The sequence below is a fragment of the Pseudomonas sp. RIT-PI-o genome (assembly GCF_001297215.1).
GTDB classification, from domain to species: Bacteria; Pseudomonadota; Gammaproteobacteria; order Pseudomonadales; family Pseudomonadaceae; genus Aquipseudomonas; species Aquipseudomonas moraviensis_A.
The window spans coordinates 74,462-100,688 of record NZ_LHPA01000037.1; the positions used below are offsets into that span (position 1 = coordinate 74,462).

Annotated in this window: 26 protein-coding genes and 1 other RNA gene; 14 read left to right on the forward strand and 13 right to left on the reverse strand. The window is 61.1% G+C overall.

The features are described 5' to 3' along the window. Window positions 1-62: 62 nt before the first annotated feature. Window positions 63-722 (reverse strand): DedA family protein, encoded by a 660-nt coding sequence (locus tag AEQ63_RS21520; protein WP_064364675.1) that lies wholly within the window; start codon window positions 720-722, stop codon window positions 63-65. Between the two features lie 207 nt (window positions 723-929). Between AEQ63_RS21520 and hemB the strand changes: the two genes are divergently transcribed. Continuing rightward, complete coding sequence (hemB, locus tag AEQ63_RS21525) at window positions 930-1,943, forward strand: porphobilinogen synthase (protein WP_042607092.1); 1,014 nt, start codon at window positions 930-932, stop codon at window positions 1,941-1,943. An 18-nt stretch (window positions 1,944-1,961) separates the two neighbouring features. Then, window positions 1,962-4,187: a polyphosphate kinase 1 gene (gene ppk1, locus AEQ63_RS21530; RefSeq protein ID WP_042607091.1), complete on the forward strand. Its 2,226-nt coding sequence runs from the start codon at window positions 1,962-1,964 to the stop codon at window positions 4,185-4,187. A 310-nt stretch (window positions 4,188-4,497) separates the two neighbouring features. Here the strand turns inward: ppk1 and ppx are convergent, their stop codons facing one another. The 5 genes from ppx to AEQ63_RS21555 form a co-directional block, all read right to left on the reverse strand. After that, on the reverse strand, window positions 4,498-6,000 hold the full coding sequence (ppx, locus tag AEQ63_RS21535) for an exopolyphosphatase (RefSeq protein ID WP_042607090.1): 1,503 nt from the start codon (window positions 5,998-6,000) through the stop codon (window positions 4,498-4,500). 208 nt (window positions 6,001-6,208) lie between these two features. Beyond that, window positions 6,209-6,946 carry an amino acid ABC transporter ATP-binding protein gene (locus AEQ63_RS21540; protein WP_064364676.1) on the reverse strand — a complete coding sequence of 246 codons (738 nt, stop codon included), beginning with the start codon at window positions 6,944-6,946 and terminating at the stop codon, window positions 6,209-6,211. Continuing rightward, the gene (locus tag AEQ63_RS21545) at window positions 6,933-7,583 is read right to left on the reverse strand and encodes an amino acid ABC transporter permease (RefSeq protein WP_016772621.1); all 651 of its coding nucleotides are present in this window, start codon (window positions 7,581-7,583) and stop codon (window positions 6,933-6,935) included. Before AEQ63_RS21545 ends, AEQ63_RS21540 begins: the two co-directional genes overlap by 14 nt. Further along, window positions 7,580-8,248 (reverse strand): amino acid ABC transporter permease, encoded by a 669-nt coding sequence (locus tag AEQ63_RS21550; RefSeq protein WP_064364677.1) that lies wholly within the window; start codon window positions 8,246-8,248, stop codon window positions 7,580-7,582. The genes AEQ63_RS21545 and AEQ63_RS21550 overlap by 4 nt, the downstream gene beginning before the upstream one ends. 21 nt (window positions 8,249-8,269) lie before the next feature. Continuing rightward, a complete protein-coding gene (locus tag AEQ63_RS21555; RefSeq protein ID WP_042607087.1) occupies window positions 8,270-9,055 on the reverse strand; it encodes a transporter substrate-binding domain-containing protein in 786 nt (261 codons plus the stop codon). Window positions 9,056-9,311: 256 nt separating this feature from the next. Here AEQ63_RS21555 and AEQ63_RS21560 point away from each other — a divergent pair, with 256 nt between their 5' ends. The 7 genes from AEQ63_RS21560 to AEQ63_RS21590 all read left to right on the forward strand — a co-directional run bounded on the left by AEQ63_RS21560 (window position 9,312) and on the right by AEQ63_RS21590 (window position 17,453). Continuing rightward, window positions 9,312-10,016 carry a FadR/GntR family transcriptional regulator gene (locus AEQ63_RS21560; protein ID WP_064364764.1) on the forward strand — a complete coding sequence of 235 codons (705 nt, stop codon included), beginning with the start codon at window positions 9,312-9,314 and terminating at the stop codon, window positions 10,014-10,016. A gap of 120 nt (window positions 10,017-10,136) precedes the next feature. Then, complete coding sequence (gene trxA / locus AEQ63_RS21565; protein WP_064364678.1) at window positions 10,137-10,466, forward strand: thioredoxin TrxA; 330 nt, start codon at window positions 10,137-10,139, stop codon at window positions 10,464-10,466. Window positions 10,467-10,713: 247 nt separating this feature from the next. Next, entirely contained in the window at window positions 10,714-11,973 is a 1,260-nt protein-coding gene (gene rho / locus AEQ63_RS21570) for a transcription termination factor Rho (protein WP_003229334.1), read from the forward strand. Window positions 11,974-12,112: 139 nt separating this feature from the next. Further along, window positions 12,113-14,074: an acyltransferase family protein gene (locus AEQ63_RS21575; RefSeq protein WP_064364679.1), complete on the forward strand. Its 1,962-nt coding sequence runs from the start codon at window positions 12,113-12,115 to the stop codon at window positions 14,072-14,074. A gap of 80 nt (window positions 14,075-14,154) precedes the next feature. Then, a complete protein-coding gene (ubiD, locus tag AEQ63_RS21580) occupies window positions 14,155-15,621 on the forward strand; it encodes a 4-hydroxy-3-polyprenylbenzoate decarboxylase (protein ID WP_042607084.1) in 1,467 nt (488 codons plus the stop codon). Beyond that, complete coding sequence (locus tag AEQ63_RS21585; protein ID WP_064364680.1) at window positions 15,621-16,589, forward strand: CDP-6-deoxy-delta-3,4-glucoseen reductase; 969 nt, start codon at window positions 15,621-15,623, stop codon at window positions 16,587-16,589. Before ubiD ends, AEQ63_RS21585 begins: the two co-directional genes overlap by 1 nt. 195 nt (window positions 16,590-16,784) lie before the next feature. Beyond that, window positions 16,785-17,453 (forward strand): gamma-glutamylcyclotransferase, encoded by a 669-nt coding sequence (locus tag AEQ63_RS21590; RefSeq protein ID WP_042607082.1) that lies wholly within the window; start codon window positions 16,785-16,787, stop codon window positions 17,451-17,453. Here AEQ63_RS21590 and glpT read toward each other — a convergent pair. Together glpT and AEQ63_RS21600 are read right to left on the reverse strand one after the other, a co-directional pair. Next, window positions 17,429-18,778, reverse strand: a complete 1,350-nt coding sequence (gene glpT, locus AEQ63_RS21595; RefSeq protein WP_039757430.1) for a glycerol-3-phosphate transporter — start codon at window positions 18,776-18,778, stop codon at window positions 17,429-17,431. The two genes, AEQ63_RS21590 and glpT, sit on opposite strands and share 25 nt — an antisense overlap. Window positions 18,779-19,035: 257 nt before the next feature. Further along, entirely contained in the window at window positions 19,036-20,013 is a 978-nt protein-coding gene (locus tag AEQ63_RS21600; protein ID WP_064364681.1) for an NADPH:quinone oxidoreductase family protein, read from the reverse strand. Between the two features lie 150 nt (window positions 20,014-20,163). Between AEQ63_RS21600 and AEQ63_RS21605 the strand changes: the two genes are divergently transcribed. Then, window positions 20,164-20,571 (forward strand): flagellar basal body-associated protein FliL, encoded by a 408-nt coding sequence (locus AEQ63_RS21605; protein WP_039757432.1) that lies wholly within the window; start codon window positions 20,164-20,166, stop codon window positions 20,569-20,571. A 93-nt stretch (window positions 20,572-20,664) separates the two neighbouring features. Here the strand turns inward: AEQ63_RS21605 and AEQ63_RS21610 are convergent, their stop codons facing one another. After that, complete coding sequence (locus tag AEQ63_RS21610; protein ID WP_042607080.1) at window positions 20,665-21,114, reverse strand: EVE domain-containing protein; 450 nt, start codon at window positions 21,112-21,114, stop codon at window positions 20,665-20,667. Between the two features lie 197 nt (window positions 21,115-21,311). Between AEQ63_RS21610 and AEQ63_RS28815 the strand changes: the two genes are divergently transcribed. Beyond that, window positions 21,312-21,467 carry a hypothetical protein gene (locus AEQ63_RS28815; RefSeq protein ID WP_007911192.1) on the forward strand — a complete coding sequence of 52 codons (156 nt, stop codon included), beginning with the start codon at window positions 21,312-21,314 and terminating at the stop codon, window positions 21,465-21,467. Window positions 21,468-21,502: 35 nt separating this feature from the next. Here AEQ63_RS28815 and AEQ63_RS21615 read toward each other — a convergent pair whose 3' ends face one another. The 4 genes from AEQ63_RS21615 to AEQ63_RS21630 all read right to left on the reverse strand — a co-directional run bounded on the left by AEQ63_RS21615 (window position 21,503) and on the right by AEQ63_RS21630 (window position 22,921). Further along, the gene (locus AEQ63_RS21615; protein WP_064364682.1) at window positions 21,503-22,108 is read right to left on the reverse strand and encodes a 5-formyltetrahydrofolate cyclo-ligase; all 606 of its coding nucleotides are present in this window, start codon (window positions 22,106-22,108) and stop codon (window positions 21,503-21,505) included. A gap of 80 nt (window positions 22,109-22,188) precedes the next feature. Next, a non-coding RNA gene (gene ssrS / locus AEQ63_RS21620) (6S RNA) lies at window positions 22,189-22,367 on the reverse strand. A 30-nt stretch (window positions 22,368-22,397) separates the two neighbouring features. Next, on the reverse strand, window positions 22,398-22,715 hold the full coding sequence (locus AEQ63_RS21625) for a cell division protein ZapA (RefSeq protein WP_042607079.1): 318 nt from the start codon (window positions 22,713-22,715) through the stop codon (window positions 22,398-22,400). Then, window positions 22,712-22,921, reverse strand: coding sequence for a TIGR02449 family protein (locus AEQ63_RS21630; RefSeq protein ID WP_007911197.1), 210 nt, complete (start codon window positions 22,919-22,921; stop codon window positions 22,712-22,714). Before AEQ63_RS21630 ends, AEQ63_RS21625 begins: the two co-directional genes overlap by 4 nt. A gap of 124 nt (window positions 22,922-23,045) precedes the next feature. On the opposite strand from AEQ63_RS21630, the gene AEQ63_RS21635 reads away from it, so the two are divergent. From AEQ63_RS21635 to ubiH, 3 genes are read left to right on the forward strand one after another with little or no spacing between them, the layout of a single operon-like run. Further along, on the forward strand, window positions 23,046-23,606 hold the full coding sequence (locus AEQ63_RS21635; RefSeq protein WP_064364683.1) for a YecA/YgfB family protein: 561 nt from the start codon (window positions 23,046-23,048) through the stop codon (window positions 23,604-23,606). A gap of 27 nt (window positions 23,607-23,633) precedes the next feature. Continuing rightward, window positions 23,634-24,968 carry a Xaa-Pro aminopeptidase gene (gene pepP, locus AEQ63_RS21640; protein WP_064364684.1) on the forward strand — a complete coding sequence of 445 codons (1,335 nt, stop codon included), beginning with the start codon at window positions 23,634-23,636 and terminating at the stop codon, window positions 24,966-24,968. Further along, on the forward strand, window positions 24,965-26,152 hold the full coding sequence (gene ubiH / locus AEQ63_RS21645) for a 2-octaprenyl-6-methoxyphenyl hydroxylase (RefSeq protein ID WP_064364685.1): 1,188 nt from the start codon (window positions 24,965-24,967) through the stop codon (window positions 26,150-26,152). Before pepP ends, ubiH begins: the two co-directional genes overlap by 4 nt. Window positions 26,153-26,227 lie beyond the last annotated feature (75 nt).

Genomic DNA, 26,227 nt, shown 5'->3' on the forward strand with positions numbered 1-26,227 from the left:
GCAACGGCGGCGGGGTGTTCATTATTTGCCTTGGCTGCGCGCGTCAGCCGCCAGCGCGAGGCTTATTCGGCTGGCGTTTTAGGCTCGGCGGGATGGGTCGCTTCGGCCTGACGCAACTGCTCGGTCGCGGCGGCTTTGGCGATCTGCTCATCCTCATAGATCTTCTTCGCCAGTTGCGCATTCTTGAAGCGGCGCCGCAGCCATAGACCCAGGCCGAGGATCAGCAACGCACCGAGCACCCACAGCTCATACTTCTTGATGCTGCCGAGCATGCCTTCCAGTACTGCGCCGAAGTGGTAAGCCGCAGCAGCCAGTGCACTGGCCCAGATCGCCGCGCCGATACCATTGAGCAGCAAGTAGCGTCCCGGCGGATAGCCGGACAGACCGATCGCCACCGGCATCACCGTGCGCAGGCCGTAGACGAAACGGAAGCTCAGGACCCAGATGTCCGGATGCCTGCGGATGTGCTCCAGCGCGCGGTCGCCCATCATCTGCCAGCGCGGTTTGCGCGCGAGCAACTTGCGCCCGTGCTTGCGCCCCAGGAAGTACCACAGCTGATCGCCGGCGTAACTGCCAAAGAACGCCACGACCACCACCAGGTTGATGTCCATGTATCCACGGAACGCGAGGAAGCCTGCGAGCACCAGGATGGTTTCGCCTTCGAAGAACGTGCCGAGAAACAAGGCAAAGTAGCCAAAGTCGTGCAGAAATTGTTGGAGCATTGTCTGGGTGCTGGCGAAATGAACGCGCAGCCTAACCCTTCGGGCACATTCATGAAAGTGTCCAAATGTGTCTCGACGTGAACAATTCCTACACCGAGAATGGAAAGCGGCTACCCGTCACAGGTCTCACACAACTGTCATCTGTTGGTCATAATGGCCGTCTATAACTGTCACGCTCGCCCGTTTGCCCGGGCTCAGGAGTCTGCCGTGAGCTTTACCCCCGCCAATCGTCTGTTTCCCGCCACCCGCCTGCGTCGCAATCGTCGTGATGATTTTTCCCGGCGGCTGGTGCGTGAAAACGTGCTGACGGTCGATGACCTGATCCTGCCGGTATTTGTGCTCGACGGTGAGAATCGCCGCGAAGCCGTAGCCTCGATGCCGGGCGTCGAGCGGCTGACGATTGATCTGCTGCTGGAAGAAGCGGCGAAGTGGGTCGAGCTGGGGATTCCAGCGCTGGCGCTGTTCCCGGTCACTCCGCCCGAACTGAAATCCCTGGATGCCGCCGAAGCGTGGAATCGCGAAGGTATCGCTCAGCGTGCCACTCGCGCTCTGCGCGAGCGCTTCCCTGAACTGGGGGTGATCACCGACGTGGCGCTGGACCCGTTCACCACCCATGGTCAGGACGGCATTCTCGACGAAGACGGCTACGTGCAGAACGACATCACCGTCGATGCGCTGGTACGTCAGGCGCTGTCCCACGCTGAGGCCGGCGCTCAGGTCGTCGCGCCATCGGACATGATGGACGGCCGCATCCAGGCCATTCGTGAAGCGCTGGAAATAGCCGGTCACGTCAACGTGCGCATCATGGCCTACTCGGCCAAATACGCCAGCGCCTACTACGGCCCGTTCCGCGATGCGGTGGGGTCGGCGTCGAATCTCGGCAAGGCCAACAAGGCCTCTTACCAGATGGATCCGGCCAACAGCGACGAAGCGCTGCACGAAGTCGGTGCGGACTTGTCCGAAGGCGCGGACATGGTCATGGTCAAACCGGGCATGCCCTACCTGGACATTCTTTTTCGGGTCAAAGATGCCTTCAAGGTGCCGACTTTCGTCTATCAGGTCAGTGGCGAATACGCCATGCACATGGCCGCTATCCAGAATGGCTGGTTGAGCGAAGCGGTGATCCTCGAGTCACTGACCGCCTTTAAACGTGCCGGTGCAGATGGCATCCTGACTTACTTTGCCGTTCGTGCCGCTCAATTGTTACGAGAGCAGAAATAGCCCTCCCAGGAACATTCCATGAATACCGAAGGACTCACTGAAGTTGCCGTAAAAGAAGCTCAGCCGGTGGTCGAGCAGATCACCGAAACCCCGCCGGAAATGGAACCTGCGCCACCCGCGCCGGTTGCCGAAACTGCCGCGGCGGTGCCGGCGATCGCCATTCCCGGCCTGGATGACAGCAGCCTGTACATCCACCGCGAGCTTTCGCAATTGCAGTTCAATATCCGCGTGCTGGAACAGGCGCTGGACGAGTCCTACCCGTTGCTGGAGCGGCTGAAGTTCCTGCTGATCTTCTCCAGCAACCTCGACGAATTCTTTGAAATCCGCGTTGCCGGGCTGAAAAAGCAGATCACCTTCGCCCGTGAACAGGCCGGCGCTGACGGCTTGCAGCCGCATCAGGCGCTGGCGCGGATCAGCGAGCTGGTCCACGGTCACGTCGACCGTCAGTACGCGATCCTCAACGACATCCTCCTGCCCGAGCTGGAAAAGCATCAGGTGCGCTTCATCCGTCGGCGCAACTGGACCACCAAGCTCAAGACCTGGGTACGTCGTTATTTCCGCGACGAAATCGCCCCGATCATCACCCCGATCGGCCTCGACCCGACGCACCCGTTCCCGCTGCTGGTGAACAAGAGCCTGAACTTCATCGTCGAGCTCGAAGGCATCGACGCCTTCGGGCGCGACTCCGGTCTGGCGATCATTCCGGCGCCGCGTCTGCTGCCACGGATCATCAAGGTGCCGGAAGAAGTCGGCGGCGCCGGCGACAACTATGTGTTCCTGTCGTCGATGATCCACGCTCACGCCGATGACCTGTTCCAGGGCATGAAGGTCAAGGGCTGCTACCAGTTCCGCCTGACCCGAAACGCCGACCTGGCCCTCGACTCCGAAGATGTCGAAGACCTGGCCCGCGCCCTGCGTGGCGAGCTGTTCTCGCGGCGCTACGGTGACGCGGTGCGTCTGGAAGTCGCCGACACCTGCCCGAAACACCTCTCGGACTACCTGCTCAAGCAGTTCAACCTGAGCGAGACCGAGCTGTATCAGGTCAACGGCCCGGTCAACCTGACGCGGCTGTTCAGCATCACCGGTCTGGACAGCCATCCGGAGCTGCAATACACGCCGTTCACCCCGCAGATCCCGAAACTGCTGCAGAACAGCGAAAACATTTTCAGTGTGGTCAGCAAGCAGGACATCCTCCTGCTGCACCCGTTCGAGTCGTTCACCCCGGTGGTCGACCTGTTGCGTCAGGCGGCGAAAGACCCGCACGTGCTCGCCGTACGGCAAACGCTGTATCGCTCCGGGGCCAACTCCGAGATCGTCGATGCGCTGGTCGACGCCGCGCGTAACGGCAAGGAAGTCACTGCGGTGATCGAGCTGCGCGCGCGCTTCGACGAAGAGTCCAACCTGCAACTGGCCAGCCGTCTGCAAGCGGCCGGTGCAGTGGTGATCTACGGTGTGGTCGGCTTCAAGACTCACGCCAAGATGATGCTGATCCTGCGCCGCGAGGCTGGCGAGATCGTCCGCTACGCGCACCTCGGCACCGGTAACTATCACGCCGGTAACGCCAAGCTCTATACCGACTACAGCCTGCTGACCTCCGACGACGCCTTGTGCGAAGACGTCGGCAAGCTGTTCAGCCAGTTGATCGGCATGGGCAAGACCCTGCGCATGAAAAAGCTGCTGCACGCGCCGTTTACCCTGAAGAAGGGCATGCTCGACATGATTGCCCGCGAAACCCAGTTCGCCCTCGAAGGCAAACCGGCGCACATCATCGCCAAGTTCAACTCGCTGACCGATCCGAAGATCATCCGCGCGCTGTACAAGGCCAGCCAGTCCGGCGTGCGCATCGATCTGGTGGTGCGCGGCATGTGCTGCCTGCGTCCGGGCATTGCCGGGGTCTCGCACAATATTCATGTGCGCTCGATCATTGGCCGCTTCCTCGAGCACACGCGGGTGTTCTACTTCCTCAACGGCGGCGACGAGCAGATGTTCCTCTCCAGCGCCGACTGGATGGAGCGCAACCTCGACAAGCGTGTCGAGACCTGCTTCCCGGTGGAAGGCAAGAAGCTGCTGACCCGGGTCAAGAAAGAGCTGGAGCTGTACCTGACCGACAACACCCACAGCTGGAGCCTGCAGTCGGACGGCCGCTACATTCGCAACACGCCCACCGGCAACCAGAACCCGCGCAGTGCGCAGGCGACGTTGCTGGAGCGGTTGGGCAGCCCGATATTGCCCGTTAGCAGTTAAGTGCTGGAAGTCAAAAGCCCCTCACCCTAACCCTCTCCCGGAGGGAGAGGGGACTGACCGAGTCGAACTCAGGATTTAAAAAGCCCACAAATCGGCTCCCTCTCCCTCGGGAGAGGGCTGGGGTGAGGGGCAAGGCTCACGCAGTTCCTCAAACCGGACCCAATAAAAAAGGCGATCCCGACGGATCGCCTTTTTTGTGCCTGGAATGGCCTGTAGGAGCTGTCGAGTGCAACGTGGCTGCGATCTTTTGATCTTGATCTTTAAAGGCAAGATCAAAGACCGCAGCCTGCGGCAGTTCCTGCAACGCAGATCAGTGCACCGTGAGAACGATGCCCACCCGCGTCAACCAGTCCGCCTCCAGCGCGAAATCCGCCTGGGTCAGCTGGTTCTCCTCCAGCCAGTTCTCGGGAAACTCCACATCCAGGCTGTCACCCTCGGCATGCAGGACCACCTGCGGCATCGCCTGGGTTCCGCGAATGTGATGGAACAGAATCGCAAAACGCAGCAGCACGCACAGGCGAATCAGCTTGATGCCGTCATCGCCGAACTCGGCGAATTTGTCCTTGGGAATGTTGCGGCGGTGCCCGCGTACCAGCAGCGCGAGCATCTGCTGATCCTCGCGGGAGAAGCCGGCCAGGTCAGAGTGCTCGATCAGGTAGGCACCGTGCTTGTGGTAGTGATAGTGAGCGATGTCGAGCCCGACTTCGTGCACTTTCGCCGCCCAGCCGAGCAGTTCGCGCCAGATGCCGTCGTCCAGCTCCCAGTCCACGGCGACCTGATCGAACGCATGCAGGGCTTTGCGCTCGACCCGCGCCGCCTGTTCAAGATCGACGTGATAGCGCTCCATGAGCGAGGTCAGGGTGCGTTCGCGCACATCTTCGTGATGGTGGCGACCGAGCAGGTCGTAGAGCACGCCTTCGCGCAGCGCGCCGTCGCAGTGATCCATGCGTTGCAGTTCGAGGGCATCGAAAATCGCTTCGAGAATCGCCAGACCCGCCGGGAAGATCGCCCGGCGATCAGGCTTGATGCCTTCGAAATCGATCTTGTCGGCGTCGCCCAGTTTGAACAGCTTGCGCTTGAGCCACGCCAGGCCTTCGGCGTTGACCTCACCGCTGCCATGGCCGCCGGCCTTCAGTGCCAGACCGATGGCGCGAATCGTACCGGAGGAGCCGATGGCCTCATCCCAGGTCAGGCGATGCAGAGCGTGTTCGATGCTCATGATTTCCAGCCGAGCCGCCGTATACGCCTGGGCGTAGCGGGCCGGGGTGATCTTGCCGTCCTTGAAGTAGCGCTGGGTGAAACTCACGCAGCCCATCTGCAGGCTTTCGCGCAGCAATGGTTCGAAGCGCTGGCCAATGATGAATTCGGTACTGCCGCCGCCAATGTCGGCGACCAAACGTTTGCCCGGCGTATCGGCGAGCGTGTGCGAGACGCCCAGATAGATCAGGCGCGCTTCTTCACGGCCGGAGATGACTTCGACGGTATGGCCGAGGATTTCCTCGGCGCGGCGGATGAACTCGCCACGGTTGCGCGCTTCGCGCAGGGCGTTGGTGCCGACGATGCGCACGGCGCCCAGGGGCATACCGTTGATCAGTTGGGCAAAGCGCTTGAGGCAATCGAGGCCGCGCTGCATCGATTCTTCATTGAGCTGGCGCGCATCGTCGATGCCGGCGGCCAGTTGGACCTTCTCGCCAAGGCGTTCGAGGATGCGGATTTCGCCGTTCCGGGCCTTGGCCACGACCATGTGAAAGCTGTTGGAGCCCAGGTCGATTGCGGCGATCAGGGACAGATTCTTGGCTTGGGATTGCGGCATGGTCAGGGGGTCTCGGTCGATAACCCCGACATCGTGCCACGATCAAACGCCGACGCCAACGCGCATGGCGCAAAGCCTTGATTCAGCACAGAAAGTCTGGAGATCGCGGCGCGGCCATTCGCGAGCAGGCTCGCTCCCACAGGTGAGCGCATTCCCCCTGTGGGAGCGAGCCTGCTCGCGAAGAGGGCATCACTGCCTCAGAAAATCTTCAGGCTGTCGCTTCCACGGTGCCAATAAAGTTCGCCAGCTCCGCCGTCTGCGGATTGGCAAACAGCATCTTTGGATCGCCCACCTCATGCACCTTGCCATGGTGCATGAACACCAGTTTGTCGCCGACTTCCCGGGCGAAGCGCATCTCGTGGGTGACCATGATCAGCGTCATGCCTTCCTTGGCCAGTTGCCGCACCACGCTGAGCACTTCATTGACCAGTTCCGGGTCGAGTGCCGAGGTGATTTCGTCGCAGAGCAACACCTTCGGCGACATCGCCAGGGCCCGTGCAATCGCCACCCGCTGCTGCTGGCCGCCGGACAAGCGGTCCGGGAAGGCATCGAATTTCTCCCCGAGCCCGACTCGCTCGAGCATTTCCCGCGCCAGTTCGGCTGCCCTGGCCTTGGGCACTTTCTGCACCACTTGCGGCGCGAGCATGACGTTTTCGCCGACGGTCAGGTGCGGGAACAGGTTGAACTGTTGAAAGACCATGCCGACCTTTTGCCGCAGGCTGCGCAGATCGGCGCGGGCGGCATCGAGGTACTCGCCGTCGACTTCGATCACGCCATCGTTGATCGACTCCAGGCCATTGAGGGTGCGCAACAGGGTCGATTTGCCCGAGCCGCTGCGGCCGATGATCGCCACCACCTGGCCTTCCTCGACACTGAGGTCGATGCCTTTGAGCACGTGGTGATCGCCGTAGTATTTATGCAGGGCGGAAATTCTAAGCAGAGGCATGCAGTCTCCTTTCCAGGTAGCGCGCACTGAGGGACAAGGGGTAGCAGAGCAGGAAGTAGCCGAGGGCGACGAGGCCATAGACCATGAACGGTTCAAACGTGGCATTGGCGAGCATGCCGCCGGTCTTGGTCAGCTCGGTGAAGCCGATGATCGAGGTCACCGCTGTGCCCTTGACCACTTGCACCGAGAACCCCACGGTCGGCGCCACGGCGATGCGTAGCGCTTGCGGCAGAATCACGTAGCGCAGTTGCTCCAGCGGATTGAGCGCCAGGCTCGACGAAGCTTCCCACTGACCGTGGGGAATCGCCTCGACGCAACCGCGCCAGATCTCCGCCAGATAGGCGCTGGTGAACAAGGTCAAAGCGATCGCCGCGGCCATCCACGGCGAAATTTCGATCCCGGCCAACGCCACGCCGAAGAACACCAGAAACAATTGCATCAACAGCGGCGTGCCCTGGAACAGCTCGATCCAGGTGCGGGCGATGCTGCTTGGCAGGGTGTTTTTCGAGATGCGCATGACCAGAATCAGCAGGCCGACCAGGCCGCCGCCAATGAACGCCACCAGCGACAGCGCCAGCGTCCATTGCAGACCGGTGAGCAGATTGCGCAGGATGTCCCAGAAAGTGAAATCGCTCATTGGCTGCTCCTGGCAATGAAGCGACGGCCGAACCAGTTGAGCAACTGGCGGATCAGCAGCGCCATGCACAGATAGATCAGGGTGGTCAGCGCATAGGTTTCAAAGGCGCGGAAGTTGCGCGACTGAATGAAGTTGGCGGCGAAGCTCAATTCCTCCGTGGCGATCTGCGAGCACACCGCCGAACCGAGCATGACGATGATGATCTGGCTGCTCAGCGCCGGCCAGACCTTGCCCAGCGCCGGCAGCAGGACGACGTGGCGGAACGCTTCGAAGCGAGTCATCGCCAGTGCCGCAGCCGCTTCCAGTTGCCCGCGCGCAATCGCCTGGATGCCGGCGCGAATGATCTCGGTCGAATAGGCGCCAAGGTTGATCACCATCGCCAGCACCGCCGCCTGCCACTCGGAAATCTGCACGCCGAGCGACGGCAGGCCGAAGAAGATGAAGAACAGTTGCACCAGAAACGGCGTGTTGCGGATCAACTCGACGTAGACGCCGAAGATCGCCGAGAACGGGCGGATGTGCCACGCCCGCACCAGCGCGCCGACAATGCCGACGCCAACCCCGAGCAGTGCGCCGATGGCCGTCAGCTCAAGGGTGAACAGCGCGCCGCGCAGCAGCAGGTCGGTGTTTTCCACCACCGGCAGGAAATCGAATTGATAAGCCATGAAGGTCTCCCACGCAGTCGATCAGAGATCGGCCGGCAGCGGCTCTTTCAGCCAGGTCTGCGAGTTCTTTTCCAGCGCGCCGTCAGCCTTGGCGCTGTTGAGGATGTCGTTGACCCGGGCCAGCAGCGCCGCTTCGTTCTTGTTCACGCCGACATAGACCGGCGAATCCTTGAGCTTCACTTTCAGCGCCGGCACGCGCTTGGGGTTCTTCTCGCTGATGGCAACCATCACCACGTTGCCGCTGGCGATCAGATCGACCTGGCCGGCCAGGTAAGCGGCTATGGTCGAGTTGTTGTCTTCGAAACGTTTGATAGTCACGCCTTCGGGGGCGACTTTGCTCAGCTCGATGTCTTCGATGGCGCCCCGGGTGACGCTGATGGTCTTGCCCTTGAGGTCGTCGAGGCTGGTGATCGCGGCGTCTGGCGGACCGAACACGGCGAGGTAGAACGGCGCATAGGCGCGGGAGAAGTCGATGACTTTCTCACGCTCGGGGTTTTTGCCGAGGCTGGAAATCACCAGATCGACTTTGCCGGTGGTGAGGAACGGGATGCGGTTGGTGCTGTTGACCGGGGTCAGTTCGAGTTTGACCTTGAGTTGGTCAGCGAGCAGTTTCGCCGTGTCGATATCCAGGCCGCGCGGCTTCATGTCCGGGCCGACCGAGCCGAACGGCGGGAAGTCCTGGGGCACGGCAACTTTCAGCGTGCCGCGTTTGACCACGTCGTCCAGACCGTCGGCGTGAGCGGGGGCCTGGCACAGCAGCAGGCCGGCAAACAGGGAAGCGAGGAGGGCGCTGTAACGCTGGGTCATGGACAATCTCCGGATCGGCGGGAAGTGGTTGCTGCGATCGGACAGAGCATGGGCCGTGCCAAGAGGCAGATTTCGCCCCGGCAGGCCGCGGCATCAGCGGCTTGGTTCGGTCTTACTGGTCTGAACAGTCAACTCGGTTTTCGCACTGCGATGGCGCATCGGCAGTGCGCGCCGAACCCCGCTGGGGCACGACTTGCCGGACTCGACGAATAGCTTTACAACTAGCCGCACCTTGGCACTGACGCGTCCGCACATCATGAATTCGATCTCCCGCGCCGTACCCGAAGTGGCGCTGCAAGCGATCCGCAAACTGATCACCGAACAGGGCTTCGGGGCCGGCGACGCGTTGCCTTCGCAACGGGATCTGGCGCTGCAACTGGGCGTCAGTCGGGCATCGTTGCGTGAAGCGCTGTCGTCGCTCAGTGCACTGGGCGTGGTCAGCATTCAGCCGGGCAAGGGCGTGTTCGTGCAGTCGCCGGTCGAATTGTCGCGCGGCGAAGCGCCGGGCTGGCCATTCGCGGCGCAAGCCTCGCCGCTGGACATCTTTCAGTTGCGCTACGCGCTGGAGGGCTTTGCCGCCGGGCTTGCCGCGACAACCTTGAGCACGTTTGATCTGGATGCGCTGGAAGACAATGTCGCGGCGATGCGCGAGCAATTGCGCGGCGGCGACTTCGAAGCGGCGGCGAAACTCGACTTCGAATTTCACCGGCGCATCCTCCTGGCCAGTGGCAATCAGGCGATGCTGAGCATCCTCACCGCCAGCGCCGAAATCTTTCTCGAGAGCCAGAAACTGCCGTTCATCCGCGCCGAGCGCGCCATGGAAACCTGGCAGGAACATCGCAAGATCCTCCGTGCCCTGGCGCGCCGCGCGTCGGGGGCGGCGCAGAAAGCCATGCAGGAACACGTGCGCAACGCCGCCCTGCGCACCGGAATCGCCTTCATCGCTCCCGCCACGGCGTGACTTGAGCTATACCCAAACTCATCAGGGGCCATAGCAACACTCAATCATCTGCGGCTTCCGGAACAAGGGAAGGGCGGCTATGATGGGCCACGTTTTTTTGCTTACAACCTGGAGAACTCCATGAGCAGCGATCTGATCAAACACGTTAGCGACGCTAGCTTCGATGCTGACGTAATCGAGGCCGAAGGCGCTGTCCTGGTCGACTACTGGGCTGAATGGTGCGGCCCTTGCAAAATGATCGCACCGGTTCTGGACGAGATTGCCGAGACCTACAAAGGCAAGCTGACCGTCGCCAAACTGAACATCGACGAAAACCAGGAAACCCCGGCCAAGTATGGCGTGCGTGGTATCCCGACGCTGATGCTGTTCAAGAACGGCAACGTTGAAGCGACCAAGGTCGGCGCACTGTCGAAGTCGCAGCTGGCGGCTTTCCTCGACGCCAACGTCTGAGCGTCGCAGTAAAACGCTGAAAAAAAGCCCCGCACTTCGCGGGGCTTTTTGCGTATTCAGGGCTGGACGCTCCGAAACTCAGGTGGTACATTCGGCCCCGCACTGGTTTCTCCAATGCCCCCTGCTAGCCGTCGCCGACGCACTCCTTTTCGAATTAGTTCGCGATCCTGTCGCCTTCTCCGCGGCGCGGCCTCATTAAGCCAAAAGCTTAATTTCCCCCCTCCATAAATGATTACGTCATTCCTATATGAATCTGACTGAACTCAAGCAAAAGCCGATTACCGAACTGCTCGAATTGGCCGAACAGATGGGCATAGAAAATATGGCCCGTTCGCGCAAGCAGGACGTGATTTTCTCCCTGCTGAAAAAGCACGCGAAAAGCGGCGAGGAAATCTCCGGTGATGGCGTGCTGGAGATTCTCCAGGACGGCTTCGGCTTCCTGCGCTCCGCAGACGCTTCCTACCTCGCCGGCCCTGACGACATCTACGTCTCGCCGAGCCAGATCCGCCGCTTCAACTTGCGCACCGGTGACACCATCGTTGGCAAGATCCGCCCTCCGAAGGAAGGCGAGCGGTATTTCGCCCTGCTCAAGGTCGACACGATCAACTTCGATCGTCCGGAGAACGCGAAAAACAAGATTCTCTTCGAGAACCTGACCCCGCTGTTCCCGACCGTGCGCATGAAGATGGAAGCCGGCAACGGTTCCACCGAAGACCTGACCGGCCGCGTGATCGACCTGTGCGCGCCGATCGGCAAAGGCCAGCGTGGTCTGATCGTTGCGCCGCCGAAGGCCGGTAAAACGATCATGCTGCAGAACATCGCAGCGAACATCGCCCGCAACAACCCTGAAGTTCACCTGATCGTGCTGTTGATCGACGAGCGTCCGGAAGAAGTGACCGAAATGCAGCGCACCGTGCGCGGCGAAGTGGTTGCCTCGACTTTCGACGAGCCGCCGACCCGTCACGTCCAGGTAGCTGAAATGGTGATCGAGAAGGCCAAGCGCCTGGTCGAACACAAGAAAGACGTGGTGATCCTGCTCGACTCCATCACCCGTCTGGCCCGTGCCTACAACACCGTGATCCCGAGCTCCGGCAAGGTCCTGACCGGTGGTGTCGATGCCCACGCCCTGGAGAAGCCGAAACGTTTCTTCGGTGCCGCGCGTAACATCGAAGAAGGCGGCTCGCTGACCATTATCGCCACCGCGCTGGTTGAAACCGGCTCGAAGATGGACGAAGTGATCTACGAAGAGTTCAAGGGTACCGGCAACATGGAACTGCCTCTGGATCGCAAGATTGCCGAGAAGCGTGTGTTCCCGGCCATCAACATCAACCGTTCCGGCACCCGCCGCGAAGAGTTGCTGACTGCCGACGACGAACTGCAGCGCATGTGGATTCTGCGCAAGCTGCTGCACCCGATGGACGAAGTTGCCGCCATCGAGTTCCTGGTCGACAAGCTGAAGACGACCAAGACCAACGACGAGTTCTTCTTGTCGATGAAGCGCAAGTAATATTCTGCGCTGTTAAAAAAGGCGTCCCGCGAGGGGCGCTTTTTTTTGCCCGCGATTATTTGTATCTGGATTGAAGTTTGCGCGGCTGCTAACGTCGCGCCTTCAAGGGATTCTGTATCCAGAACAGGTAAGGTTTTTCATGCACACGTTTGGCAATCGCCGTGATATCGACGGTTTACGCGCGCTCGCGGTTCTTCCCGTCGTGCTGTTTCATTTCGGATTCAATACGTTCAGCGGCGGCTTTGTCGGCGTGGATGTTTTCTTCGTCATCTCCGGGTTTCTGATCACCTCGATCCTGTTTCGCGAAATCAGCGCCCAGCGCTTCAGCTTTCTCGACTTCTGGGGCCGTCGCGCTCGACGCATTCTGCCGGCGCTGACGCTGGTCGTAGTGGTGACTCTGGCGCTGGGCTGGTTGCTGCTGACCGCCAAGGATCTGTCCGATCTGGGACGAACGATTCGCTATCAGTCGCTGTTCATTTCCAACATCCTGTTCATGCGCGAGGACGGCTACTTCGCCCCGGCCTCCGATCTCAAACCCTTGCTGCATACCTGGTCGCTGGCCGTGGAGGAGCAGTACTACATCTTCTTCCCGCTGATGATGGTGCTGCTGATGCGCTATGTCCGGCATTGGCGCTGGATGCTGTTCGCCGTGCTGCTGGTGTCGTTCGGGCTGAACATCGTCTACATCGAGCGTCGCCCGGAATTCGCCTTCTTCTCCCTGCCGACCCGCGCCTGGGAATTGCTCTGCGGCGCCATGCTCGCAGTGTTGCCGGCAGCAAAACATGCGCCGCGGCTTTGGTTTCGGCAGACCGTCGGCCTGGCCGGACTGGCGGCGGTGCTATTGGCAATCTTCACATTCGACAAAACCACCGTGTTCCCGGGCTGGGCAGCGTTGCTGCCGGTGCTCGGTACCAGCGCATTGATCTGGTCGGGCGCTCGCGGCCCGACCCTGGCCGGCCAGGTGTTGAGCCTGCGGCCAATGGTGTGGATCGGTCTGTTGTCCTACTCGCTATACCTGTGGCACTGGCCGATCTACGTGTATGCCAATGCCATCTCGATCGACGGCATCCAGCCGCTTGAAGCGCTTGGCTGGATCGCGCTGGCGGTCGCACTGGCTTGGCTGAGTCTGCGCTTTGTCGAGCTGCCGTTTCGCGAAAAACGCGTGTTCGCCAGTCGAAACTCGGTGTTGGTCGGTGGCCTGGTGTCGATTGCCGTCCTGGCGGTGGTCGGTTCGGCCATCCGTTCGGCGGACGGCGTGCCTGAGCGCCTGAGCGGCAAAGCGCTGGAATATGCCCAGTCCCAGGAGTGGAACGCCGGGCAGATGCAATGCATGCACATGAGCAAGGACAAAACCCTGGACAAGGCGTGTCGCGTGGGCGGCGATCAGAAAATTGCGCCGACGAAAATGTTCTGGGGTGACAGCCACACCGCCGCGCTGCTGCCCGCCATCGAAGGCAATAGCCAGCGTGACGGTCAGCCGGTGTGGCTGTACAGCCTCACCGGATGCCCACCGATCATCGACGACGCCCTGCGCGCGCAATGCAAGCAGTTCAACCAGCGCAATATGCAGCTGGTCCGCGAGCTGGGTATCAAGGACGTGGTGCTGGCGGCGAACTGGAGTCTGTATGTCTACGGCCGCGAGGACGGTGACGGCGACAAGCAGTTCCTCCTCGACCCTTCGCGCAATGTCGCGCAATCGGAAAAGCGCATGGCAGCGGCGATCAAGGCTCAGGTCAGCGAATTGCGTGAGGCGGGCGTGCAGGTCTGGTTGTTCAAGGAGGTGCCACTGCAGCACAAGAGTTACATCAGCCGCTTGACCAGTCTGGCGCGTATTGGCCGCTCGGCCGAAGGATTGGGCCGCCCGCTCGCCGAGCATCTGGCTCGCCAGCAGTTTTTCACCGAGCTGTTCGGCTCGATGAATGCCGCGGATGCCGGGGTGCACGTCATCGATCCGACGCCGTTGATGTGCAAGGACGGCTTGTGCATGATCGATGTCGACGGCCATTCGCAGTACAAGGATGCCGACCATCTTTCCGACGCCGGCAGCGCCAGACTCAGCCCGTTGTTTGCGCCGATGCTGCTGGGTGCTAGCCACAATTGAGCGATGCCGGGCACTGACGGGCTGCTGTTTGCCCGTCAGAGCAGGTAGGATGTACGCCTATTTTGAGGGTGCCATCGTCAATGAAATTCAAGGATCTTCGGGATTTCGTGCAGCAGCTTGAGCAGCGCGGAGAGTTGAAACGCATCCAGATTCCCGTCTCGCCGGTGCTGGAGATGACTGAGGTGTGCGACCGCACGTTGCGGGCCAAAGGCCCGGCGCTGCTGTTCGAAAAACCCACCGGTTACGACATCCCGGTGCTCGGCAACCTGTTCGGCACCCCCGAGCGCGTGGCCATGGGCATGGGCGCCGAGTCGGTCAGCGAACTGCGCGAAATCGGCAAGCTGCTGGCCTTCCTGAAGGAACCGGAGCCGCCGAAGGGCTTGAAGGACGCATGGTCGAAACTGCCGATCTTCCGCAAGATCATTTCCATGGCGCCGAAAGTCGTCAAAGACGCGGTGTGTCAGGAAGTGGTCATCGAAGGCGACGACGTCGATCTGGCAATGCTGCCGGTGCAGACCTGCTGGCCCGGCGACGTTGGCCCGCTGATCACCTGGGGCCTGACGGTCACCAAAGGCCCGAACAAGGAACGTCAGAACCTCGGCATCTACCGTCAGCAAGTGATCGCTCGCAACAAGGTGATCATGCGCTGGCTCAGCCATCGTGGCGGTGCTCTCGACTTCCGCGAGTGGTGCGAAAAGCATCCGGGGCAGCCGTTTCCGGTGTCGGTGGCCCTTGGCGCTGATCCGGCGACTATCCTTGGCGCTGTAACCCCGGTGCCGGACAGCCTTTCCGAATACGCTTTCGCCGGTCTCTTGCGCGGTAACCGCACCGAGCTGGTCAAGTGCCGTGGCAACGACCTGCAAGTGCCGGCCACCGCCGAAATCATCCTCGAAGGCGTGATTCATCCGGGCGAAATGGCCGACGAAGGCCCGTATGGCGACCACACCGGTTACTACAACGAAGTCGACAGCTTCCCGGTGTTCACCGTCGAGCGCATCACCCACCGGATCAAACCGATTTATCACAGCACTTACACCGGCCGTCCGCCGGATGAGCCGGCGATTCTCGGCGTGGCGCTGAATGAAGTGTTCGTGCCGATCCTGCAGAAGCAATTCCCGGAGATCACCGACTTCTACCTGCCGCCGGAAGGCTGCTCGTACCGCATGGCCGTGGTGACAATGAAGAAGTCGTATCCGGGGCATGCCAAGCGCGTGATGCTCGGCGTCTGGTCGTTTTTGCGACAGTTCATGTACACCAAGTTCGTTATCGTCACTGACGACGATATCAACGCCCGCGACTGGAACGACGTGATCTGGGCCATCACCACGCGCATGGACCCCAAGCGCGATACGGTGATGATCGATAACACGCCGATCGACTACCTCGACTTCGCCTCGCCGATTTCCGGCCTGGGCTCGAAAATGGGCCTGGATGCCACCCACAAGTGGCCGGGCGAAACCACCCGCGAGTGGGGCCGCGTGATCGTCAAGGACGACGCCGTCACCCAACGGATCGATGCCATCTGGAATCAGTTAGGAATAGATTGATGCGTGTAACCCTGCAGCCTTCCGGAGCGGTGCTCGAGATTCAACCCGGTGAGCGGATTCTCGACGGCGCGCGGCGCCTGGGCTATGACTGCCCGCAAAGCTGCCGCAACGGCAATTGCCACGTGTGTGCCGCGCTGCTGGTCGAAGGCCGCGTCGAGCAGGCCGGCAAAGTCCACGACCACGGCGAGTTCTACACCTGCATCGCCGAACCGCTGGAAGACTGCGTGCTGTTGTGGGATGGCGTGCTCGCATTGGGTGAGCTGCCGGTGCGCAGCCTGTCGTGTCAGGTCATCGAGTGCCGCGAGGTGGGCGGCGATACCTGGCGCGTGCGTCTGCGTGCACCGGCGGGCAAGCCACCGCGTTATCACGCCGGGCAGTATTTGATGATCGAGCGTGAGAGCGGCGAGAAATCGGCGTTCTCCATGGCTTCGGCACCCCACGGCGGGCGTGATCTGGAAATCCACGTGCTGGCGCGCGAAGCCAGTGCGCTGAGCCTGATCGAACAGCTGCAACGCAACCCGATGGTGCGTGTCGAGCTGCCGTTTGGCGACACACACCTTGCGGAGCTGCCCGAAGGCCCGCTGGTGCTGATTGCCGCTGGCACCGGCATGGGCCAGATTCACAGCCTGATCGAGCATTGCCGCGCCGAAGGTTTCAAGCATCCGGTGCATCTGTACTGGGGTGTGCGCCGTCCGGAAGATTTCTATCAGATCGAGCACTGGGACGAATGGCTGAAGCTGCCCAACCTGTTTCTGCACAAGGTCGTCAGCGACCAGTGCGGCTGGGAAGGGCGCTGCGGCATGTTGCACGAGGCGGTTTGCGAGGATTTCCCTGACCTGAAGCCGCTGCACGTCTATGCCAGCGGTTCGCCGGCGATGGTTTATGGCACGCTGGACGCGCTGGTTGAGGCGGGAATGGATGCGCATCAGATGCGCGCCGACGTGTTCGCCTATGCCCCGCGCGGCTGATACTTATAACTGGGTATATAGCCGATCGGTATTTATGTAATTGCACAAATACCGCTAGGTTATATATCAATCAGGTAATTAATCACCGCCAGTGTCATGGCACTTAATTTGCCTCGAAACATATGTGCCTTATTGTTACAGCGGTGCGTTCTATTAAGTAATTCTTCACCCGCGGGGAGCTGAACGCTATTCGCCATGAGCGCCATTGAAAACGCAATTCTGAATCTGGCTTACCCTCCGCGGCTCGATCTTGGGCCGCAGCTGACGCACGAACAACTTCTCGCTTCCATGCAATCGACCATGGCGCGCCACAAGGGCGGGCCGGTGTGGCTGTTCGCCTATGGCTCGCTGATCTGGCGTCCGGAATGCACGGCCGTTGAGCGTATGCGCGGTCGCGTGCATGGTTACCATCGCGGCTTGTACCTGTGGTCGCATGAGCACCGTGGTACGCCGGAGATGCCCGGTCTGGTGTTCGGTCTGGATCGTGGCGGTTCCTGCAGCGGTTTTGCCTACCGCTTGCCGGAAGACAATCTCGATACCGCGCTGTACGCGCTGTGGAAACGCGAGATGCCGTTTCCCTCGTATCGTCCGCACTGGCTCAATTGCCGGCTCGAAGATGGCACTCAGGTGCAGGCCTTGGGATTCGTGCTGGAGCGTCACCTGCCGAGCTATGCCGGCAACTTGCCGGATCATGTGCTCAGCCAGGTGTTCGCCAGCGCCAGCGGGCGTTACGGCACCACTCGCGATTATGTCGAGCAGACCGTGCACGCCCTGCGCAGCCACGCCATGCCAGACCGCAATCTGGAGGCGCGGCTCAAGCGCTGTAAATCACACAGCGATCAGGCGACCGCTTCGCGGCTCTGACTGGCGACCTGCTTGTGCCATAGCGTTGGCGCGAGGAAGGCCATCGCCAGCAGACAAGCGCCGACCAGCAGGACGAAACCGCCGTCCCAGCCGAAATGGTCAACGGTGTAGCCCATCGCCGCACTGGCCGCGACCGAACCACCCAGATAACCGAACAGACCGGTGAATCCCGCTGCGGTGCCGGCGGCCTTCTTCGGCGCCAGTTCCAGTGCCTGCAGGCCGATCAGCATAACCGGGCCGTAGATCAGGAAGCCAATCGACAACAGGGCGATCATGTCGACCATCGGGTTGCCGGCCGGATTCAGCCAGTACACCAGCGTCGCCACAGTCACCAGCGCCATGAACACCATGCCGGTCAGGCCACGGTTGCCACGGAAGATCTTGTCCGACATCCAGCCGCACAGTAGCGTCCCCGGAATGCCCGCCCACTCGTAGAAGAAGTAGGCCCACGAGGTTTTATCCACGGTGAAACCCTTGGCTTCCTTCAGGTAGGTCGGCGCCCAGTCCAGCACGCCGTAGCGCAGCAGGTAGACGAAAACGTTGGCCATGGCGATGTACCAGAGCATTTTGTTGCGCAGCACGTATTTGACGAAGATTTCCTTGGCGCTGAATTCGTCCTCGTGGCTGGCGTCGTAGCCTTCCGGATAATCGTTCTTGTACTGCTCGATCGGCGGCAGGCCGACCGATTGCGGGGTGTCGCGCATGGTGATGAACGCAAACACCGCAACGCCCAGCGCGACCGCTGCCGGGACGTAGAACGCCGCGTGCCAGTCGTTGAACAGGCCCATACCGATCAGGAACAGCGGGCCGATCAGACCGCCGCCGACGTTATGCGCCACGTTCCACACCGACACCACGCCGCCGCGTTCCTTCTGCGACCACCAGTGCACCATGGTCCGTCCGCTCGGCGGCCAGCCCATGCCCTGCGCCCAGCCGTTGATGAACAGGAGGATGAACATCATCGTCACGCTGGATGTTGCCCACGGCGCGAAACCGAAAATGAACATCACCCCGGCCGAGACCAGCAGACCGAACGGCAGGAAGAAACGCGGGTTGGAACGGTCGGACACCAGGCCCATGAGGAACTTCGACAGACCGTAGGCAATGGCGATCGCCGACATCGCCAGGCCGAGGTCGCCACGGCTGTAGCCTTCGTCGATCAGGTAGGGCATGGCCAGGGAGAAGTTCTTGCGCAGCAGGTAGTAACCGGCGTAGCCGATAAAGATACCGGCGAAGATCTGCCAGCGCAGGCGTCGGTAGGTGCTGTCTATTTTTTCTTCAGGCAAAGGAGCCTGATGTGCGGCAGGACGAAAGAAAGCAAACATTCAAGAGCTCCAGTTTTCTTGTTTTGACTGCGGATGCGAATGTTACAGTTTCGTTACCGAAAATAGCATTGCTTCACGTCGGCAAAACAGCGGAAATTTGCGCAGTTGAGCGTTCCTTTATGAACATGTCGCTCTGAGATAACTATGCGGCGCGGAGGGAATGGTGGCTCAGGTGGCTTTCTGCGGTTTAACGTATTGAAGAGGCGGATCTCAGTATTGAAGCGATCCGGGTTGCGGGCCCGGATCGCGCCGTAGTCTTAACGAACCTGAACGACAACCTTGCCCACAGCCTTGCGCTGGCCAAGATCATCGATCGCTTGCGCGGCATTGCTCAGCGGATACACCTGCGACACCAGCGGTTTGAGTTTGCCCTCGGCGAACCAGCCGAACAGTTGCGCAAAGTTCGCTGCATTGTCCTGGGGCTGGCGCTGGGCGAACGAGCCCCAGAATACGCCAAGCACCGCCGCGCCTTTGAGCAGGGCGAGGTTCACCGGCAGTTCCGGGATGCGTCCGCTGGCGAAGCCGACGACCAGCAGGCGGCCGTTCCAGGCGATGGCGCGGATGGCCTGGTCGAACAGGTCGCCGCCGACCGGGTCGTAAATCACGTCGGCGCCCTGGCCGTCGGTGAGGCGTTTGATTTCGTCCTTCAGATTGCTTTCGCTGTAGTTGATCAACTCGTCAGCCCCGGCAGCCTTGGCCACCGCGAGTTTCTCGGCGCTGCTGGCGGCGGCGATCACCCGGGCGCCCATGGCTTTGCCGATCTCCACCGCGGCGAGGCCCACACCACCGGATGCCCCGAGAACCAGCAGGGTTTCGCCTGCTTGCAGGTTGGCGCGCTGCTTGAGCGCGTGCATGGAGGTGCCGTAGGTCATGCTGAACGCAGCGGCAATGTTGAAGTCCATCGACGGCGGAATCGGCAACACGTTGTAGCCCGGCACCGCAACCTGCTCGGCAAAACTGCCCCAACCGGTCAGCGCCATGACCCGGTCGCCGACTTTCAGGTGACTGACCTTCTCCCCGACTTCGCGCACCACCCCGGCCGCTTCACCGCCCGGCGAGAACGGGAAGGGCGGTTTGAACTGGTATTTGCCCTCGATGATCAGCGTGTCCGGGAAATTGACCCCGGCGGCGTGCACGTCCAGCAGGATTTCGTTCTTCTTGGCGACAGGACTGGCGACGTCTTCCAGCACCAGCGATTCGGCAGGGCCGAAGGCTTTGCACAGCACGGCTTTCATCAGGGCTATTCCTTTGGGAGTGATGGCCGATAAGTGTAGGTGTGTGAATCAACGGGTCAACGAGCATGCCCGACCCTGATAGTCAGCCATAAGCTTGTGCTTGCGCGGCGGGTCGTTATGCTAGGCCGCAAACCGGATAAGGAGCGAATTGTGAAAGCGTGGATCATGTTGTTGCTGGCCCTGTCTCTGCCTGTGGCAGCACTGGCCGAAGAAGCCAAAGAAGGCGAGGCGCCGAAGGTCAATTACATCACCCTGAGCCCGCCGTTCGTCGGCAATTACGGCCTCGATGGCACCGCCAAGCTCAAGGTCTACAAGGCCGACGTGGCCCTGCGCGTCACTGGCGAAGAGGCGACCAAACTGGTCAAGGCCAACGAGCCGCTGATCCGCAATCAACTGGTGGCGCTGTTCACTCAGCAGACCACCGAGGCGATGGGCAGCATCGAGGGCAAGGAAAAGCTGCGTCAGGAAGCGTTGAAGCAGACCCAGCAGGTCATGAATGACGAGACCGGCAAGCCAGTGGTTGAGGATCTGTTGTTCAACAACCTGATCATCCAGTAAGACATAAAATCAAAAGATCGCAGCCTTCGGCAGCTCCTACCCTGGAATACGTTTCCCTGTAGGAGCTGCCGAAGGCTGCGATCTTTTTGCGCGTTAACGCAACGCAATTACCGCGGCCCATTGCTCCGCCGTCACCGGCATCACCGACAACCGCGAGCCCTTCTGCACCAACGGCATCTCGGCCAGCGCCGTCTGCTGCTTCAGATAATCCAGCTTCAACACCCGCGCAAACGTTTCGACATGCTCGACATCGATCGCGCTCCAGGCATTTTTCTCCGGCGTAGCTTTCGGATCGAAGTAGTGACTGTCGGGCTCAAGTGCGGTCGGATCGGGGTACGCCGCTTCGATTATCTTGCCGATTCCGGCAATCCCCGGCTCCGGACAGCTGGAATGATAGAAAAAGAACTCATCGCCCACCGCCATCGCCCGCAGGAAATTGCGCGCCTGATAATTGCGAACGCCGTCCCAGCGCGCCTTGCCGAGCTTTTCCAGACCCTTGATCGAGAGTTCGTCGGGCTCCGATTTCATCAGCCAGTAGGCCATGTCATTTGCTCCTGAAGCGGTCATTGGGCAGGTTGTCGGGCAATTTTATGACAAACCGACAGTCGGTTGACGTCAGCGTTTGCGCACAGGTTCACGTTGCCGCAAAATGCCGGCCTTTAAAGCTTGACGCTGCTGCACGGCCTACGAACGGAAACCGCTGCTGTCATCGTGATGATGTGCCTTGAGGGGGGCAATCGATGAAACGCAAACCGGATTTGCTATGGACTTTGGTAATTTTGTTTGGCCTGGGCGTGGTAACCACCGGTTACGCGCAGAGCCTGTGGGCCAACAAGGCCGACGCGCCGATTGAAGTGGCGCAACAGGTGCAACAGTCGACCGCTTTCAAACGCTGAACCTGTCTCTTCGACGCCGCTGTTCTGTGCGGCGTCTACTCTGCGAAATACCATGCCTTGTCGGTGACCGTGCCTTGTAACGGGACATCCCAGCTCGCCTGCGCCAAACGCTCGACCTTCTGACATTCATGGGCCAGGCCCAGCAGCGTCGGCTTGCGCCAGTTCTTGCGTCGGGCCAGATAGGCGAGGCTGCGATCATAAAATCCGCCGCCCATGCCCAGGCGCCCGCCAACATCGTCAAACCCGACCAGCGGCAACAGCACCAGATCCAGCGCCCAGACCTTGCGTTGTCGAGCCAGATTGGCCCGAGGCTCAAGGATGCGGAAACGATTGGGATTGAGCTTTTCGCCGGGACGAATACGCTGGAAAACCATCTTCGTTCGTGGCCAGGCGCTGAGTACCGGCAGATAAGTTGCCTTGCCGCGACGCTGGGCTTCACGCAGCAACAGGCGCGGATCGATCTCACCGTCGGTGGGCAAATACAGAGAGATATGTTTCGCCCGGCGAAAATGCGGGTCTTGGGCCAATTGCCGGAACAGACCCTTGGCAGCCTGACGTTGTTCGCCCGGCGTCAGTGCGCGGCGCGCCTTGCGCAGCAGGCGGCGGAGTTGCGGGCGGGGCAGCAGGGCGGGTTCGGTCATGGTTCGGCTTCGGCAGGTGGATGCAAAAACGTACGCATAAAAAATCCGATGTCGGCATGTACCGACATCGGATTCGAATCAGGCTCCCCGGATGAACCGCTGTCAACTCAGCCCTTGAACCCGAAAGTTCAAGGTGGAAGAAGCAGTAGACTTTAAGGCTTTCCGTCTAGCGGACATGCACACCAGCCCAACGTGCAACTTCCAGGGTAGTGCGAATCGGCTCCGGGACATCGTCAACTGGCAAGCACCCCAGGGAGTGGGGCGAGTATACCTCAAGCTGCCAGTCGAATCAGCCCTTGGCGGTACTCTGATCGTCGGCGAGGACCAGATCGACACGATCGAGCAAGTCGCGCACCTGTTCGCGGGTCGAACCGCTGGCCTGGATATCCGGGCGCTCTTCTTTGTGCAACAGGTCGTGGGTGATGTTCAGCGCGGCCATCACGGCAATGCGGTCGGCACCGATGACTTTGCCGCTGCTGCGGATCTCGCGCATCTTGCCGTCCAGGTAGCGGGCGGCACTGACCAGATTGCTGCGTTCTTCCGGCGGGCAGATGATCGAATACTCTTTGTCGAGGATCTGCACGGTAACGCTATTGCTTGAACTCATGAGTCTTGCTCCAGGGCCTTGAGGCGCGAAATCATCGATTCGACCTTACGCCGGGCGATTTCGTTTTTTTCAATGAGGTGAGCGCGTTCCTCGCGCCAGGTTTTTTCCTGAGCTAGTAAGAGTGCGTTTTGACTCTTAAGTTGCTCGACTCGGCCAATCAGCAGTTCGAGTCTGGCCATCAGCGCTTGCAGGTCGGTGTCTTCCATTGGGTCCACGTGTTCGTCTGATGGGGGTGACTGGCGGACAGCCTTTAATGGTCTTGGCGGGGCTGTCGATGTAGGATACAAGGCCTTCATTCTAGACATAGCGCCGTCTGGCGCCTAGCTGCCCATGACCATTGCGAATTCCCCGTACCAAGCCTTTGCCACCCTGCTGACTGCCAGCGGCCACAACGTCTCGCCTGCCGAACTGCACGGCGTGCTGCTCGGGCGCAGTTGCGCCGGGGCCGGCTTCGATCATGAAGGCTGGCTGATCGACGCCGCCGAACTGCTCGAAGGCGATATCCAGGACAACGTCCGCAACGCCCTGATCGGCCTGCAGGAGATGGTCAGGGGCGAGCTGACCGGCGACGATGTCACCGTCGTTCTGCTGCTGCCGACCGACGATGCACCGCTGGCCGACCGCGCCGCTGCTCTGGGCGAATGGTGCCAGGGCTTCCTCAGCGGTTTCGGCCTGAACTGCCGCGACAGCAGCATGCTCAGCACCGAGGCCACCGAAGTGCTGCAGGATCTGGCGGCGATCTCTCAGGTCCAGGATGCGCTGGAAGAATCCGAAGACGGCGAATCCGACTACATGGAAGTCATGGAATACCTGCGGGTCGCGCCGCTGCTGCTGTTCTCGGAAACCAAGAAATCCGATGTACCGCCAGCCGCCAAGCCGTCGCTGCATTAATCGCGTGCCAGGGAAAGCCATCTGCCCATGACCCATATCCCCAAAGCGGAATACAGCCGTCGCCGCAAGGCCCTGATGGCGCAGATGGAACCCAACAGCATCGCGATCCTGCCCGCCGCCGCGGTCGCTATTCGCAACCGCGACGTCGAGCACGTCTACCGTCAGGACAGCGACTTCCAGTACCTCAGCGGTTTTCCCGAGCCGCAAGCCGTCATCGTGCTGATGCCCGGGCGCGAGCATGGCGAGTACATCCTGTTCTGCCGTGAACGCAACGCCGAGCGCGAATTGTGGGATGGCTTGCGCGCCGGGCAAGAAGGCGCGATCAGCGAATACGGCGCCGATGATGCGTTTCCGATTACCGACATCGACGACATCCTCCCGGGCCTGATCGAAGGCCGCGACCGGGTCTATTCGGCGATGGGCAGCAACCCGGAATTCGATCGGCACCTGATGGAGTGGATCAACGTGATCCGCTCCAAGGCGCACCTTGGTGCGCAGCCGCCGAATGAATTCGTTGCCCTGGATCATCTGCTGCACGACATGCGCCTGTATAAATCGGCGGCAGAAGTGAAGGTGATGCGCGAAGCCGCGCGGATTTCCGCGCAGGCGCATATCCGCGCGATGCAGGCCAGCCGTCCCGGACTGTATGAATACAGCCTCGAAGCCGAACTGGATTACGAATTTCGCAAGGGCGGGGCGAAGATGCCGGCCTACGGCTCGATCGTCGCCGCCGGACGCAACAGCTGCATCCTGCATTACCAGCAGAATGACGCGCTGCTCAAGGACGGTGATCTGGTGTTGATCGACGCCGGTTGCGAGATCGACTGCTACGCCAGCGACATCACCCGCACCTGGCCGGTCAACGGCAAGTTTTCGCCCGAGCAGAAAGCGATCTACGAATTGGTGCTGGCTTCCCAGGAAGCAGCATTCGCCGAGATCGCCCCGAACAAGCACTGGAACCAGGCCCATGAAGCCACGGTGCGAATCATTACCACGGGTCTGGTGAAACTTGGCTTGTTGCAGGGCGAAGTTGACGAGTTGATCGCCAGCGAAGCCTACAAGGCTTTTTATATGCACCGCGCCGGCCACTGGCTGGGCATGGATGTGCATGATGTCGGCGAATACAAGGTCGGCGGCGAATGGCGCGTGCTGGAAGTCGGTATGGCGCTGACCGTGGAACCGGGCATCTACATCGCCCCGGACAATCAGAGCGTGCCGAAGAAATGGCGCGGCATTGGCGTGCGCATCGAGGACGACGTGGTCGTAACGCGATCCGGTTGTGAAATTCTCACCAGCGGTGTGCCAAAAACCGTCGCCGAGATCGAAGCGCTGATGGCACAGGCAAGGACACACGCAGCATGAGTCGAGTCAATCTTGCAATTATCGGTGGCGGTCTGGTCGGGGCCAGTCTGGCGTTGGCCTTGCAGGCCGGAGCCAAGGCGCAAGGCTGGAAAATCGTCCTGATCGAGCCGTTCGCTCCCGGAGACAGCTGGCAGCCGAGCTACGACGCACGCTCTTCGGCGCTGTCGTTCGGCTCGCGGCAGATTTACCAGCGCCTCGGCGTCTGGCAGGAAATCTCCCGCCGCGCCGAGCCGATCAAACAGATTCACGTCTCCGACCGGGGCCGTTTCTCCACCGCGCGTTTGTCGGCGATGGAAGAGGGCGTGCCCGCGCTCGGTTACGTGGTGGAAAATGCCTGGCTCGGCCAGTGCCTGTGGCAGCACCTCGACAAAGACGTGATCACTTGGCGCTGCCCGGCGGAAGTCACGCGCATGGAGCCGTTGGCCGATGGCTATCGCCTGACCCTCAACGATGAAACCACCCTGGAATGCGACCTCGCGGTGCTCGCCGATGGCGGCCGCTCCGGGTTGCGCGAACAGTTGGGCATCAACGTGCGCAAGCGCCCGTACAACCAGAGCGCGCTGATCGCCAACATCACCCCGAGTGAAGCGCACAACGGCATGGCCTTCGAGCGCTTTACCGACGAAGGGCCAATGGCCCTGCTGCCGCTGCCGGACAACCGCTGCGCGCTGGTCTGGACCCGACTGGGCATGGATGCGCAGCGCCTGACCGAGTTGAGCGAGCGCGAATTTCTCAGCGAGCTGCAAGGCGTGTTCGGTTACCGCCTCGGCACCTTGAAACAGGTCGGCGCGCGGCATCTGTATCCGCTGTCACTGATCGAGGCTGAAGAACAGGTGCGTTCGCGCCTGGCTGTGCTCGGTAACGCCGCACACAGCCTGCATCCGATCGCCGGCCAGGGTTTCAACCTGTCGCTGCGTGACGCCGACGCCTTGGCGGCTGCGCTGCTGGCCAGTGACAAGCCGCTGGGCGACTTCGCCACGTTGCAGGCCTACCGCGAGCGGCAGCGCCTCGATCAGGACCTGACCGTGGGCTTCTCCGATCAGGTCACGCGGTTGTTCGGCAGCACCCAGCCGCTGGTGTCGCTGGGGCGCAACCTCGGCCTGCTCGGGCTCGATCTGCTGCCGCCGGCGAAACGCTGGTTCGCCCGTCAGGCGATGGGCTTGGGGACGCGTCCGGATGCTTGAGTGGCTGCCCGGCACTTTCATTTTCAGGATCGCGCCGCCCACTGGCGCGCTCGGTAAAACCCATTACGTGCGGCG

Excerpts from the sequence above, each read along its gene's own strand:
- AEQ63_RS21585 (WP_064364680.1), top strand. The coding sequence starts at position 15,621 with ATGCGTGTAACCCTGCAGCCTTCCGGAGCGGTGCTCGAGATTCAACCC.
- ubiD (WP_042607084.1), top strand. The coding sequence starts at position 14,155 with ATGAAATTCAAGGATCTTCGGGATTTCGTGCAGCAGCTTGAGCAGCGC.
- AEQ63_RS21590 (WP_042607082.1), top strand. The coding sequence starts at position 16,785 with ATGAGCGCCATTGAAAACGCAATTCTGAATCTGGCTTACCCTCCGCGG.
- trxA (WP_064364678.1), top strand. The coding sequence starts at position 10,137 with ATGAGCAGCGATCTGATCAAACACGTTAGCGACGCTAGCTTCGATGCT.
- AEQ63_RS21540 (WP_064364676.1), bottom strand. The coding sequence starts at position 6,946 with ATGCCTCTGCTTAGAATTTCCGCCCTGCATAAATACTACGGCGATCAC.
- AEQ63_RS21600 (WP_064364681.1), bottom strand. The coding sequence starts at position 20,013 with ATGAAAGCCGTGCTGTGCAAAGCCTTCGGCCCTGCCGAATCGCTGGTG.
- AEQ63_RS21630 (WP_007911197.1), bottom strand. The coding sequence starts at position 22,921 with ATGGAAGACACCGACCTGCAAGCGCTGATGGCCAGACTCGAACTGCTG.
- ppk1 (WP_042607091.1), top strand. The coding sequence starts at position 1,962 with ATGAATACCGAAGGACTCACTGAAGTTGCCGTAAAAGAAGCTCAGCCG.
- glpT (WP_039757430.1), bottom strand. The coding sequence starts at position 18,778 with ATGTTTGCTTTCTTTCGTCCTGCCGCACATCAGGCTCCTTTGCCTGAA.
- AEQ63_RS21635 (WP_064364683.1), top strand. The coding sequence starts at position 23,046 with ATGACCATTGCGAATTCCCCGTACCAAGCCTTTGCCACCCTGCTGACT.
- AEQ63_RS21545 (WP_016772621.1), bottom strand. The coding sequence starts at position 7,583 with ATGAGCGATTTCACTTTCTGGGACATCCTGCGCAATCTGCTCACCGGT.
- AEQ63_RS21520 (WP_064364675.1), bottom strand. The coding sequence starts at position 722 with ATGCTCCAACAATTTCTGCACGACTTTGGCTACTTTGCCTTGTTTCTC.
- AEQ63_RS21610 (WP_042607080.1), bottom strand. The coding sequence starts at position 21,114 with ATGGCCTACTGGCTGATGAAATCGGAGCCCGACGAACTCTCGATCAAG.
- ubiH (WP_064364685.1), top strand. The coding sequence starts at position 24,965 with ATGAGTCGAGTCAATCTTGCAATTATCGGTGGCGGTCTGGTCGGGGCC.
- AEQ63_RS21560 (WP_064364764.1), top strand. The coding sequence starts at position 9,312 with ATGAATTCGATCTCCCGCGCCGTACCCGAAGTGGCGCTGCAAGCGATC.
- rho (WP_003229334.1), top strand. The coding sequence starts at position 10,714 with ATGAATCTGACTGAACTCAAGCAAAAGCCGATTACCGAACTGCTCGAA.
- ppx (WP_042607090.1), bottom strand. The coding sequence starts at position 6,000 with ATGCCGCAATCCCAAGCCAAGAATCTGTCCCTGATCGCCGCAATCGAC.
- pepP (WP_064364684.1), top strand. The coding sequence starts at position 23,634 with ATGACCCATATCCCCAAAGCGGAATACAGCCGTCGCCGCAAGGCCCTG.
- AEQ63_RS21555 (WP_042607087.1), bottom strand. The coding sequence starts at position 9,055 with ATGACCCAGCGTTACAGCGCCCTCCTCGCTTCCCTGTTTGCCGGCCTG.
- AEQ63_RS21550 (WP_064364677.1), bottom strand. The coding sequence starts at position 8,248 with ATGGCTTATCAATTCGATTTCCTGCCGGTGGTGGAAAACACCGACCTG.
- AEQ63_RS21615 (WP_064364682.1), bottom strand. The coding sequence starts at position 22,108 with ATGACCGAACCCGCCCTGCTGCCCCGCCCGCAACTCCGCCGCCTGCTG.
- AEQ63_RS21625 (WP_042607079.1), bottom strand. The coding sequence starts at position 22,715 with ATGAGTTCAAGCAATAGCGTTACCGTGCAGATCCTCGACAAAGAGTAT.
- AEQ63_RS21575 (WP_064364679.1), top strand. The coding sequence starts at position 12,113 with ATGCACACGTTTGGCAATCGCCGTGATATCGACGGTTTACGCGCGCTC.
- AEQ63_RS28815 (WP_007911192.1), top strand. The coding sequence starts at position 21,312 with ATGAAACGCAAACCGGATTTGCTATGGACTTTGGTAATTTTGTTTGGC.